The 12,596-nt window shown below is 48.4% G+C and carries 15 protein-coding genes; 1 reads left to right on the forward strand and 14 read right to left on the reverse strand.

Features of this window, described 5'->3' with window-relative positions:
- Positions 1-146 precede the first annotated feature (146 nt).
- Complete coding sequence (locus tag R50912_RS24365; protein ID WP_042238516.1) at positions 147-1,118, reverse strand: CgeB family protein; 972 nt, start codon at positions 1,116-1,118, stop codon at positions 147-149.
- A gap of 112 nt (positions 1,119-1,230) precedes the next feature.
- Here R50912_RS24365 and R50912_RS24370 point away from each other — a divergent pair, with 112 nt between their 5' ends.
- The gene (locus R50912_RS24370) at positions 1,231-1,668 is read left to right on the forward strand and encodes a hypothetical protein (RefSeq protein WP_042238517.1); all 438 of its coding nucleotides are present in this window, start codon (positions 1,231-1,233) and stop codon (positions 1,666-1,668) included.
- Between the two features lie 136 nt (positions 1,669-1,804).
- Here R50912_RS24370 and R50912_RS24375 read toward each other — a convergent pair whose 3' ends face one another.
- From R50912_RS24375 to ftsA, 13 genes are all read right to left on the reverse strand, one after another.
- Positions 1,805-2,290 (reverse strand): DivIVA domain-containing protein, encoded by a 486-nt coding sequence (locus R50912_RS24375; RefSeq protein ID WP_039304308.1) that lies wholly within the window; start codon positions 2,288-2,290, stop codon positions 1,805-1,807.
- 163 nt (positions 2,291-2,453) lie between these two features.
- Positions 2,454-3,236, reverse strand: coding sequence for a YlmH family RNA-binding protein (locus R50912_RS24380; protein ID WP_042238520.1), 783 nt, complete (start codon positions 3,234-3,236; stop codon positions 2,454-2,456).
- Between the two features lie 4 nt (positions 3,237-3,240).
- Positions 3,241-3,483, reverse strand: a complete 243-nt coding sequence (locus R50912_RS24385; RefSeq protein ID WP_042243191.1) for a YggT family protein — start codon at positions 3,481-3,483, stop codon at positions 3,241-3,243.
- 34 nt (positions 3,484-3,517) lie between these two features.
- Positions 3,518-3,961: a cell division protein SepF gene (locus tag R50912_RS24390; protein ID WP_039304302.1), complete on the reverse strand. Its 444-nt coding sequence runs from the start codon at positions 3,959-3,961 to the stop codon at positions 3,518-3,520.
- 11 nt (positions 3,962-3,972) lie between these two features.
- Positions 3,973-4,659 carry a YggS family pyridoxal phosphate-dependent enzyme gene (locus tag R50912_RS24395; protein WP_042238522.1) on the reverse strand — a complete coding sequence of 229 codons (687 nt, stop codon included), beginning with the start codon at positions 4,657-4,659 and terminating at the stop codon, positions 3,973-3,975.
- The gene (gene pgeF, locus R50912_RS24400) at positions 4,660-5,517 is read right to left on the reverse strand and encodes a peptidoglycan editing factor PgeF (protein WP_042238523.1); all 858 of its coding nucleotides are present in this window, start codon (positions 5,515-5,517) and stop codon (positions 4,660-4,662) included.
- A gap of 145 nt (positions 5,518-5,662) precedes the next feature.
- Entirely contained in the window at positions 5,663-6,007 is a 345-nt protein-coding gene (locus R50912_RS24405; RefSeq protein WP_039304293.1) for a YlmC/YmxH family sporulation protein, read from the reverse strand.
- Between the two features lie 165 nt (positions 6,008-6,172).
- A complete protein-coding gene (sigG, locus tag R50912_RS24410) occupies positions 6,173-6,955 on the reverse strand; it encodes an RNA polymerase sporulation sigma factor SigG (RefSeq protein WP_039304289.1) in 783 nt (260 codons plus the stop codon).
- A 78-nt stretch (positions 6,956-7,033) separates the two neighbouring features.
- On the reverse strand, positions 7,034-7,753 hold the full coding sequence (gene sigE, locus R50912_RS24415; protein WP_039304286.1) for an RNA polymerase sporulation sigma factor SigE: 720 nt from the start codon (positions 7,751-7,753) through the stop codon (positions 7,034-7,036).
- A 23-nt stretch (positions 7,754-7,776) separates the two neighbouring features.
- Complete coding sequence (spoIIGA, locus tag R50912_RS24420) at positions 7,777-8,742, reverse strand: sigma-E processing peptidase SpoIIGA (protein ID WP_197072976.1); 966 nt, start codon at positions 8,740-8,742, stop codon at positions 7,777-7,779.
- 210 nt (positions 8,743-8,952) lie between these two features.
- The gene (locus tag R50912_RS24425; protein WP_042238524.1) at positions 8,953-9,837 is read right to left on the reverse strand and encodes an Rpn family recombination-promoting nuclease/putative transposase; all 885 of its coding nucleotides are present in this window, start codon (positions 9,835-9,837) and stop codon (positions 8,953-8,955) included.
- A 127-nt stretch (positions 9,838-9,964) separates the two neighbouring features.
- Positions 9,965-11,080: a cell division protein FtsZ gene (gene ftsZ / locus R50912_RS24430; protein WP_042139382.1), complete on the reverse strand. Its 1,116-nt coding sequence runs from the start codon at positions 11,078-11,080 to the stop codon at positions 9,965-9,967.
- Between the two features lie 64 nt (positions 11,081-11,144).
- Positions 11,145-12,407, reverse strand: coding sequence for a cell division protein FtsA (gene ftsA, locus R50912_RS24435; protein ID WP_042238525.1), 1,263 nt, complete (start codon positions 12,405-12,407; stop codon positions 11,145-11,147).
- Positions 12,408-12,596: the final 189 nt, after the last annotated feature.

Genomic DNA, 12,596 nt, shown 5'->3' on the forward strand with positions numbered 1-12,596 from the left:
ATGACTAGAGAACAAAAAGGTAATAGGTTAGAAGACTAAATTTTCAACGATTTACATAATGTTTTTTTGCATATACAGTCGCATAGTAAAAAAACGCTTAACAGTTTTCCTGTCAAACGTTCTTTTATCCCGGGAAATTATGATCTTTAAGATTGAACTTTCAGCAACAAGTGATGAATCCGATGCTGAAAAGTATGTGAAATCAGAACACGTTTTCTAGCTTCTTCAGCAATTTGTTTGCGTTCTTCGTCATGTGCAATATAATAATGAGTCTTCTCAAGTAAATCATGCTTATCCTGGTAAGAAACAACTTCTTTCCCTTCCTCAAAATGATTTGCCAGCTCTTCTTTGAAATCTGTAAGCTGGAATGCTTCACAACTGGCAGCGTCAAAGGTACGGTTGTTGATACTTTTAGCAATAATACCTATACGATTTTTATTGTATTTCTCATTAGAAAGACGGTGACAATTTAAAACGATCTTGGAACCATTATAGTAATTAACAACTGTTTCAGGCTTTACCCATGCATTCACCAAATCTAAATCCCGGTTTTTTTTAACCCATTCATTATAATACTTCCCCCACCCTCTCCCAACGATTTGTATTTGATAATCTGTTCTCTCCAGCAAGAAATCAATAAGCTCAATCCGGTTACTGTAAGGCACTCCCACTAAACAAATATCACTTGTGAACTCATCAGAGACTAGTACGGGATGAAATATTTCCGGATCTGTTCCCAGTGGCAGATGATACACCTGTGGATGCCCAAGTTGTGTATATTGTTCTAATGCAGCTTGATCAATGGTGAAAATGTAGTCAAAATAAGGGATTAACGGAACGGTCCAATCCATATAATATGGATCCTCCGTCATCCAGATGGCTGACTTTACTTTTGTTTGTTTTATGAATTCCAGCATAGGTTTGGAGATTTTCAAGCCGGCCATGACCAATATTAGCTCTGGCTGCAAGGATTGCTTCTTAAGCTTTAATGCATTTAAGCCATTATTTAATGTAAAAGATTCACAATAGTGACCTGCATTATGTAATGCTTCTACTATAGTTTGCTCAAAAAAGGAATACACTGCTCGAAAACCCGAAGTAATAAAAAGAATTTTCATTTATCTTCCTCCCTTGAAAATATAAGATTTTTTTTAATTTATAGGATATTGCCACAAGCATAAAATAATAATCACCATATAATGCTTCTATGAAATATGTGGAGGTGAACTTATGGCACATACTTTAGTTGAATTTGCTAGAAGTCTACAGACCAATTTACACAACGGAGTAATTGTCCCAATTGATGCAACACCAACCTTGATATTAGCATTTGGTATGAATGTTCCTACTGCAACCAATTTTGTAGAACTCACTACTATAGTAGGTTGGCAGGTGACAAACGTTTTTGCTACACCACCAGATCAGCCGATACTATTACTTCAAGTCCTTATGGATGGAGTGGCAGTTGGTAGTACTGAACATGAGTCCATTTCAAACGATGAAGATGGACCACTTGAAATGACCACAACGTTCCAGACTATTCTTACGAATGTTTCCGTTGGATTCCATGCATTTCAAGTGTTTGCCACAAACGAGGAGGACCTTCAGGGAGACATCACTATAACAGGCCCAGTGAGTATCACTGGTAAAGTATATGCACCTGCTTAAAAATCCAAACAAAAAAACTCCTTTGTAGAAGTCTTGTTTATTCTAAAACAAACAAGATCACTTCTACTAAGGAGTTTTTTACTCACATGCGTTCCGAATCGTCCCGGAGGTTCGGATCATAAGACTGTATCCGCGCTCAAAGCGCGTTCTCGCTTACCTCGCGGCTCTCAAGCGCATTCCAGTCATCCTGCGACAGCAGCTCCAGCTGGGCTTCCAGCAGGGTCCGGAAACGGGTGCGGTAGATGGAAGCCTGCTTGCGCAGCTCCTCTGTCTCGATCGCTACCTTGCGGGATTTGGACAACGCTTCGTTGATGATCCGGTCCGCATTTTTCTCCGCTTCCTTGAGGATCAGCTGTGACTCTTTCTTGGAGTTGTTCTTCACATCATCTGCTGCCTCCTGAGCCACGATAATGGTCTTGGACAGGCTTTCTTCAATATTGACAAAATGATCAAGTCGCTCCTGAATGGATAAAAGCTGGTTGTGCAGCTCTTTGTTCTCTCGAATAACGCTTTCGTAATCCTTAATGACCTGATCCAGAAATTCGTTGACCTCATCTTCGTCATAACCGCGGATTCTCCGAGAGAATTCCTTGTTATGTATATCGAGCGGTGTTAATGGCATGCTGTGCACCTCCTAGAAATTTCGGACATCCATTGTCCCTGAACGATATTCCGTCCGGAAGACAAAGATGAAAGACTGCTTGCTTGGATATCCCCAAGTGTAAGGGGGGTGTTTCCCTGAGAATATCAATTTCGACAAGCACGCCTGTAATCCTGCAAAGAACTCAGACAAATTTGCCTACCAGAATCCGGTAACGGCCTTTCTTCGTCAAGCTGCCGATCTCCAGCACCTTGAACCGTCCGAAACCCTGGATAGAAACTACATCACCGTCTTTCAGACTGCAGGACGGATCTTCCTCCACTTTCCAGTTCACCCGCACACGTCCGGCTTTGATAGGAGCCAGAATTTTGCTCCGGCTTAGCCGGGTCACATCTGCTGCAATTCCGTCAAGTCTCAGAGAAGCCACAGTGAAATCCATCGTTTCGAGCTTAACCTGGCTGCTGCGTAAGCCGGATAGCGTCAATATCTCTGTACTAACGCTGATCCGGTGCACACCGGTCAGATTCATGGACAGATAATCGGCAATATCCTCAGCTACCACAACGTGACAGCCGTCCTCCAGCACATGAATATCACCGATCTTGCCTCTTTTGATGCCGAGTCCCAGGATGGCGCCCATATAATCACCATGCTCCAGCGCAAGGAATTTCTGCTCCCCCGAGGTAATGGCCAGCACTTTCAGCTCCATGTCCTCACCCGTGAGATCACGGTAATCCGGCGCAACCATAGCCCGCTTCCGCTCGGCATCGTCAGAACCGCCCTCCCAGCGTACAATGACATCGGGATGGCGGTTCACCAGGCTCTGCAGTATATATCCCTGACGGGGATCGAGAAATTCGGTCAGCTTGGTCTCATGGTACTCTCCTGCATTCGTAACCCATTCCCAGGCCTTGTCCACAAATTGCCGTTCATCCGGGTGGAAGTGGCCGTAAATTTCATTCTTCATGTGATTAGCCGAACACCAGGGCCACAATGGAATGAAGCCCGCCTACCGCAAACCGGAGCACGACAATCGCAATAATCGGGGAGATGTCGATCGTTCCGAATAGCGGAGGAATAATCTTCCGGAATGGCGTCAGATACGGCTCGACAAGCTTGCCGAGCAGTTCACCGATAAAGTTCTCACGCAGATTAGGCAGCCAGGACATGAGAATGTATACGATAATCATGTAATAGTAAATTGTAAATAGCATGTCTATAATCGAAGATATTTGATCCAAAACCTGCTCACCTCATTCTGTTGTAGTCTTGATCGTCACCAAGAATTTCTGTTATGGAGCCTTGGATTTCCACTGTATCTGGAGTGCACATAAATATATTGCCCCCAATTTTGGATATTCCTCCACCCAGGGCATAAACTGTTCCGCTTAAAAAATCAATAATCCTCATTGCCTGGTCGTTACGCACCCGCTGCAAATTAATAACTACCGTGCGGTGAGCACGCAGATGGTCGGCAATCTCCTGGGCCTCGTCATATGAACGCGGCTCGTAGAGCACAACCTTCACATTTTTTTGCGAATGGATACTGACGACGTTAGCCCGCTGATTTTTGCGTGTTTCTACAGGGGCGGGTTCGTATTCATCCTCATCACGGGAGATTTGCTCCCGCTCCACTATTTCCTCTTCCTCCTGCAAACCCAAGAAACTCATAAACCGGTTCATCACGCCCATCAATCTCCCTCCTAATGACCTACTAGTACCGTACCCAGGCGCACCCGGGTGGCTCCTTCCTGTATCGCCACTTCAAAATCATTCGACATTCCCATCGACAGCTCTTGTATAGGCTCAGGTGTCAAAGCAAGCTGATTAAGTGAATCACGCAGCTCACGCAGCCCCCGGAATACGGGACGGGTAAGCTCCGGATCTTCCTCATGCGGGGCCATGGTCATTAGTCCGATTACCTTCACACGGTTTAGCGGGGCGATGTCCTTCAGGAACCCCTCCACCGCTTCGGGCGGTAAACCGAACTTTGTATCTTCTCCGGAAATATTCACCTGCAGGAACACCTTAACATCCAGTCCGGCGGCGTCCGCCTTCTTGTGGAGTTCCCGTGCCAGCGATAGCCGGTCGAGCGAGTGTATATATTCAAATTTACCGATAACGTCTTTTACCTTATTGGTCTGCAAATGCCCGATAAAGTGCCAGATTCCCTTGTGTCCAAGCGCATTCCATTTAGGCTCTGCATCCTGCCAGCGGCTCTCCGCAATCTCCGTGAGCCCTGCTTCCAGTACAGCAGCTACCGTGTCCAGAGGTACATATTTCGTCACCGCGATAACCTTGACGTCACTCACCTCACGGCCGCTGACCGCGCAGGCCTGTGCGACACGTTCCATGGTGATGGCGATTCTTTCCTGTAATGAGGCCAACATTCAACTCTCCTTTATTCCGATCCAGCTCGTCATTCTCCCTGTAACCCCATTTTCCTTGCGGTACGAAAAGAACAGATCACTGTTACAGCTTGTACACCAAGATGTACATTCGATATGAGTCGGCAATATTCCTGCTTTTATCATAATGCGTTGATTCATTTCTTTCAAGTTCAGCATACTTTTGCTGCTGTCCTTATCCGAGCTTCTATATAAGTCCGGCGCCCCTTCCACCATCATCAGCGGGTTCAGCCCGGCCTCCAGCCGGCGGACATGGTCCATTACATAATCATCTACCTCGTAGCAGCATTCGCCAATCGAAGGGCCTATAGCAGCCTGGATATCCTCCGGACGGCTTCCATACTCCTGTTCCATTCTGTCCGCCATCGCTGCTGCGATCTCTGCCACAGTCCCCTTCCAGCCTGCATGTGCCAGCCCCACAACACTGTACACGGGGTCATAGAAGTATAGCGGCACACAATCCGCATAAAAGGAAGTCAGCAGCACACCCGGCATATTAGTCAGAAGCCCGTCGGTAGCCTGAAAAGCTGTAGACCGGTCCAGGCTGCCTCTTCCGCGGTCCTGTTCTGTAATTACAGCTATATCTTTACCATGGGTTTGTTCTCCGCAGGTCCAGGACTGGAGCCCGAAACCAAGACTTTCGGCCAGCAGCTTCCTGTTGCTAAGCACAATAGCCGGATCATCACCGACATGAAGCGCACAGTTGAAGCTGTCATACGGCTTCGTACCGCTGCCGCCCTCTCTGCCTGTGAATCCTGCTGTGATTGCATTATACTTCTCACGCCACGGCTCCAGATGAAGCAGCCTAGGCGTTCCGTCAATCCGCATAAACGGTTCCATATCTTCACCTCCGCTTAAGTGTAACATAAACTCAGCCCCATAAACTCTACCCCACAAACTCTACCCCACAAAGTGATGTAACGCTGCACTCTCCTGAGCCCACCCTATGCCTTTACCCATATACGCAGAAAAAAGACGCACCTGTTCAATAAGTGCGCCGCTCGCTGCGTTCCGGCCGCTCCAAATACATCATCTCCCGCTCTTCCTGGCCCTGAGGCATCCGGGATTCCTCAATCTTTACCAGGACGACATCGGCACCGATCTTGACGATATTCCGCCACGGGATAATCAGATCGGCACCGCCTCCGAACAGTCCCATGAACCTTGTATATCCCGGTACGATGATGGCATCAATAACCCCCCGGCGCAGATCCAGCTCCAGATCACTAATCTGTCCGAGCCGCTTGCCGTCCACAATATTAATAACATCCTTGGTTTGAAAATCAGAGATTTTCATCTTTTTGCCTGACCCTACGGAATCTTCATTCATCCTGCCACCCCTGTACATTCAGACCTATAGCTCCAGTATATGTCCTTAAGGCTTGGCAACATGTCTTAATTCATTTCCGGCATTCGTTGTTACATACAAAAGGATACCCCGGGCAGCCGCTTACGCGCCTTCCGGAATATCCCCCGCTTATCTATAGCCTGCTGTTTAAGACTTCACATGCTTTTGCATTTGCTGGATAGCCGACTTCTCAAGCCGCGATACCTGCGCCTGTGAGATCCCAATCTCATCCGCTACCTCCATCTGGGTTTTACCTTCAAAGAACCGCATGGACAAAATACGTTTCTCGCGCTGTCCCAGCCGCTGCATCGCTTCACGAAGAGCAATCTCTTCAATCCAGGATACATCCTTGTTCTTATCATCGCTGATCTGATCCATCACATAGATCGGATCACCGCCGTCATGATAGATCGGCTCGAACAGGGATACCGGGTCCTGAATAGCATCAAGGGCAAAGACGACATCCTCTTTAGGTACACCGAGCGCTTCTGAAATCTCGAGGATCGTCGGTTCCCGCGAATTCTGATTGGTCAGGCTGTCACGGACCTGAAGGGCCTTATAGGCAATATCCCGCAGCGAGCGCGATACCCGGATCGGGTTGTTGTCACGCAAGTAGCGGCGGATCTCTCCGATGATCATCGGCACCGCATAGGTAGAGAACTTGACATTCTGCGATAAATCAAAATTATCGATGGCTTTCATGAGTCCGATGCAGCCTACCTGAAACAGATCATCCACGAACTCCCCACGATTATTGAACCTTTGAATTACGCTAAGAACAAGTCTAAGGTTACCATTTACCAATTTCTCTCTGGCGGATCGCTCGCCCTGCTGCTGCAGCGAAGTGAACAATGCCCGCATTTCCACGTTCGTAAGAACGGGCAGCTTAGCGGTGTCCACACCGCAAATCTCGACTTTATTTCGGGTCATGATGATTTACCTCCCAAGGAGAAACATTACTGTACATTATCTCCCCGGTCCGGCATTTTATTCCTCGGTTCCCTCAGCTTACACCATCTTGTTGAACTCCTTGCGCAGCCGCTTGATAATTCTTTTCTCCAGCCGCGAGATGTAGGATTGGGAAATGCCAAGCAAATCAGCGACATCCTTTTGGGTTTTTTCCTCACCGCCGCGCAGTCCGAACCGCAGCTCCATAATTAATCTTTCCCGTTCACTGAGCTTCTCCAGCGCCTTCTGCAGCAGCTTGCGGTCCACCTGTTCTTCGATATTCCGGTAAATCGTGTCATTCTCCGTTCCCAGCACATCCGATAGCAACAGCTCGTTGCCGTCCCAGTCAATATTCAGAGGTTCATCAAACGAAACCTCGCTTCTAGTTTTGCTGTTGCGCCGCAGATACATCAGAATTTCATTCTCAATACAGCGTGAGGCATAGGTGGCCAGTTTTATTTTTTTCTCCGGATCGAAGGTGTTGACGGCTTTAATCAGTCCTATCGCCCCGATGGAAACAAGATCCTCGATATTGATCCCTGTGTTCTCAAATTTGCGGGCGATATACACCACCAGCCGCAGATTGCGTTCAATCAGCATGGCCCGGACCGCTGCATCACCGCTCGAGAGCCGCTGCAGCAGGAATTCTTCCTCTTCCCGAGTAAGCGGAGGAGGCAGCGCTTCACTGCCCCCGATATAATATATTTCCTGGCTCTTCAGTCCCAGCAGAAACAGCATGCGATAATACTGCAGTTGCAGCACAAGTTTGAATTTGACCATTTATTGTTCCTCCTATATGTTCCTTAACTCATAGCCTTGTCTGCCGGCGCCTCTACAGCGCTCTCATTGTGGGTCAGGTCAGGATGTATGACCGCCCGGTACGCCCCGTCTCCCGACAGTGTCCCGCCATCCAGCCCGATGAGAACCCTCTTGCTGTAGAAGGTTTCGCCGCCAAGCTTTATCATCACTGAATCCGGCTTCAACGCGAGCATGAAGGATGCCCCGCGGTTAACGCCTCTGTACGGCACCAGCCGTATTCTGTCCTGCCAGGCGAACGACTGCCCGTCCGCTTCCAGCACAAGTGTATCTGCCCCCGTCTGTGTCAGCCTCCCTTTCCATGAGGCCGGCAGATGGCCTTCCCATAATGAGGATTCCATAACCATGACCGGAATTCGCGTAAGCGGATCATTCAGCCGGTTTCCGGTATCCAGCAGCCCGGGGCAAGTAACAATAACACCGTCAATCTCCACAGTCACTTCACCGATATATGTCTCCAGCTGCTCCCTGCGCCTGCGTGAGGCTTGAATCAGCTTGAAGAGAAGTAGCACCAGCGGAAGCATCGCAAGTACGAACCAGAATCCAATCTTCAGCCGGTAAGCTTGGCCGCCTGAAGAAGTAAAGATAATGCCGTTCCAGATGTCGCCTGAGCTTTGCAGCAAATAATGAATCCCTACTATACCTCCTGCCGCCGCAAAATTAATGATATAAAATGCCCCCAATGCACGAAGATAGCTTTGCAGACTTCTAAATCCAAACGCGATCCACAGCATCACTACCGACAACCCAAACTTGATGAGGAAGGTGTACATGAAGGACAGCTCCGGTACAAACATCATCACGACATAGAGCGCGCCAACCAGCGCAGAGAGAGACAGGCGCCACCAGGACACCTTCAGCTTGACCAGCCAGCTGGTCAGCCACAATAGAATTCCGTCGATCAGCAGATTGGCGGCGAAGATCAAGTCAATATAAACAACCAGTGTTTTCACCTGCCTGGTAACGGATATCTAGCCGGAGGCCAGGGTGAAGGCTCTCTTTTTAGACGATAAGATTAGTATAGGAACTCTCGCATTCAAAGTCTGTCTAAACTTGGGGGGCGTACTTACGTTTTTTTTGTCGAGTTATAGGTCAGCAGAGATATTAAGAGGATAAAACAAAAAGCCAGCCTGTAGAGGCTGACTTCAAGTTCGAATATTTATTTAACTAATAGATTTCAATTCTTCTTCAGTCAGTCCGGTTGCCTTCATTACAGAAGGAAGATCCATCCCCATAGCCAAGAGATTCTTGGCTATTTCCAGCTTTGCCTCGAGCTCACCTTCTGCTCTGCCTTCTGTTCTGCCTACTTCTCTGCCTTCCGCTATGCCTTTAGCAAACCCTTCTCTTTGTGCACCGTCTCTCTGCGAGGCTTCGTCAAGCAGAAACTTCTGGCGGTCCTCATATTTACGCCGGGCTTCCGAATCCTGACTCAGAAACTCCAGGGTTTCCATCGCCTTCCTCAAAGCAGGCTCGTTCATCAACAGCACCTCCCAATCCGAGTGGTTTATTCCCTTCAAGAACAGCAGCCAGTTCACCAGGCCGCCTTGGCCGGGAACCGCTGGCTGATTCAGCTTGGGTAATTCCAGAAAATGAATTTCAATATCATCCGTGAGCGGCATTCCGGTTGCATCCTCCCGTAAGTGAAACACACTATGCGGATGTTCGTTAGGCAGCACCTTATAATTCAGAATGTTGATTGTTACGCATTTCTTGAGGTCTGTGTATTTGCCGCTTACCTGAAGCTGGCCCGCGTAACGTTTGCTCCAGTAATATAAGGTCCTTTTCTCAATATCATATTTGTTGAACAGCTGCATTTCAATATTGATCAGCTTGCCGTCTGCAGACTTCGCCCAAATATCAAATATTGATAGCTTATCCAGCGGATCATCCTTATCTGTATAAGGATTGAGCAGCACTACTTCCTCCAGCGGCGGATCTCCCGCATCCATGAATATCCGGTTCAGAAAAGCCAGCAGCACATCCTTGTTACTCTCGCTTGCAAATATCCGTTTAAATACAAAATCCACCCGGGGGTCCAGCAGCTCCATTCCATCGTCTCCCGTTATCGTTATTATAACAGCCTGAAAAACAAAAAAACACCGTATTCGTCCCGGCTCAAGGCGGGTTGAATACGGTGCTTCCGTAAAAAGCTATGCAGTTCATTGCTCTTAGTTCTTAATCATTGTTGCCGCGTGTCCGGTTGCGCAGGAAGGTTGGAATATCCAGCTGATCAGAGGTTGTCTGATTGCCGAACGGACGCAGATTCGCATTCTTATCCTTGTCCGCTGCCGGCTCACTGCTGGATGCAGGACGGCGAGCAGGCGCTACAGGGGAAGGCTTATGTTCAAAGCCGGTAGCAATTACCGTAACCTTGATTTCGTCCTTCATGCTCTCTTCGATAATGGCACCGAAGATCATATTCACTTCGGGGTCCGAAGCAGAAGTAACAATCTCAGCCGCTTCATTAACCTCGTACAGGGAGAGGTTAGAGCCCCCTGTGATGTTCATGATTACACCGCGCGCACCTTCAATCGAGGTTTCGAGGAGCGGGCTCATAATGGCTTTGCGGGCCGCCTCTGACGCACGGTTCTCGCCGGTGGCAATTCCGATGCCCATAAGCGCCGAACCGCGTTCTGTCATGATGGTCTTCACATCGGCAAAGTCAAGGTTGATCAGGCCGGGAACGGCAATGAGATCAGATATCCCTTGCACAGCCTGGCGGAGTACATTATCCGCTTCACGGAAAGCCTCCAGCATTGGTGTTTTCTTATCCACAATTTCCAGCAGGCGGTCATTCGGAATCACGATCAGCGTATCCACTTTTTCTTTCAACGCTTCGATTCCCAGTTCTGCCTGATTGGAACGTTTTCTGCCTTCAAAAGTAAACGGACGGGTCACGACGCCAACCGTCAATGCTCCGCACTCTCTGGCAATCTCAGCAATTACAGGCGCTGCGCCTGTTCCGGTACCCCCGCCCATACCTGCGGTTACGAATACCATATCTGCACCTTTAAGCGTATTTGAAATCAGATCGCGGGATTCTTCAGCCGCTTTCTTCCCCACCTCAGGATTGGCTCCAGCGCCAAGTCCGCGGGTCAGTTTATCCCCGATTTGCAGTTTATGCTCCGATTTGGCCATATGCAGCGCTTGGGCATCTGTATTAACCGTAATGAATTCAACACCCTGAACGCCATTTTCAATCATCCGGTTTACAGCATTGCTTCCGCCGCCGCCTACGCCGATGACCTTTATTTGGGCTAAGCTCTCCATTTCAAAATCAAATTCCAACATATTGTTTCCATCTCCCCCTTGAGTAGTGCTTGGATGGCCAGTCCAAGTATATCTGGACTTACACTTATATGAACTCGCTGAACATATTCTTTAGACGTTCTACCAGCCCCGGCTTCTTGGAAGAATCCTGGCTAGGTGCAGCACTTTGCTTGCTGCGGTTAACCGTCTTCTTATTGGCGCTTCCGCCGCTGCTTCGTCCGCGGAATCTGCGCACAACGGTATGGAGTATACCTACACCGCCGGTGAACCCGGGGTCACGTACTCCAATATAATCAGGTACGGCAATACGTACGGAGGCTGCCAGCTCAGTCTGGGCGACCTTCAGGACACCCGGCATCGAAACGGTGCCACCCGTTAGTATATAACCTCCCGGAAGCTCATTGTAACCAAGCCGCTTCACTTCCTGGCGGATCAGATGGAAGATTTCTTGAACTCTGGGCTCAATAATCGCCGCCAGATCCTCCTGGTTGAATTCCTTCTCAACATTGCTGCCGATCCGCAGAACCTTGAACACGACATCCGAGGCGGCGTCATCAATCCAGGCACAGCCATATTTCAGCTTGACCTTCTCAGCCTGATCGGTAAGCGTTCGCAGACCGTATGCAATATCATTGGTTATAAATTCTCCTCCGATCGGAATCGTAGAGGTTGCGCACAAGGAACCTTCTTCATATACGGCTATCGTCGCCTGGCCGGCACCGATATCCACCAGTACTGCTCCCATTGATTTCTCATCCTTGGAAAGCGCTAATCCGCCTGCCCCGAGAGACATAAGCACAAGATCTTTAACCTTCAGACCTGATTTCTCCACGCAGCGCAGCAGATTATGTATTGGTGTCTTAGCCCCGGTAATGATCGTTGCTTCAACCTCGAGGCGAACTCCGATCATTCCGCGCGGATCTTGAATTCCTTCAAGCCCGTCGACGATATATTGCTTGGCGACAACATCAATGACTTCGCGCTCAGGAGGCAGTGCTATGACCTCAGCAGCCTTGATTACGCGGTCGATATCTTCTTCGCCGATCTCACGGTCTTCATTCTGCACGGCAACTACACCGTGACTGGATTGCAGGCCGATATGATTACCGGATATACCGACATACACCTCGGATATTTGAATACCGACCATTTGCTCCGCATGCTCTACGGCACTCTTGATCGATTGCACAGTCTGATCGATGTCTACAATCGCACCCTTGCGTATTCCTTCCGAATCAGCAGATCCAACGCCAATAATATTAAAGGTTCCATTGGTAACTTCCCCAATTATTGCCCGAACTTTGGATGTACCGATGTCCAAACTAACAATGATGTCATTGTTGCTCAAGCCCTATGGCACCTCCTGTTATAATCATAATGAATTGTGAAGCCAAATAAATAGAAAATGCGCTTTGATCCCGGTCCCGGGAAACTTCTCTGTACATATTCAACATCCCTAATCCTTTCCCTCTTTTTTCTACAAATTTTTTGAATGGAATAATATAACAGCCTTTTGGCATGCAAACAACTGCTTTTA

Origin of the sequence: Paenibacillus sp. FSL R5-0912 (genome assembly GCF_000758605.1) — a bacterium.
Classification (GTDB): domain Bacteria; phylum Bacillota; class Bacilli; order Paenibacillales; family Paenibacillaceae; genus Paenibacillus_AQ.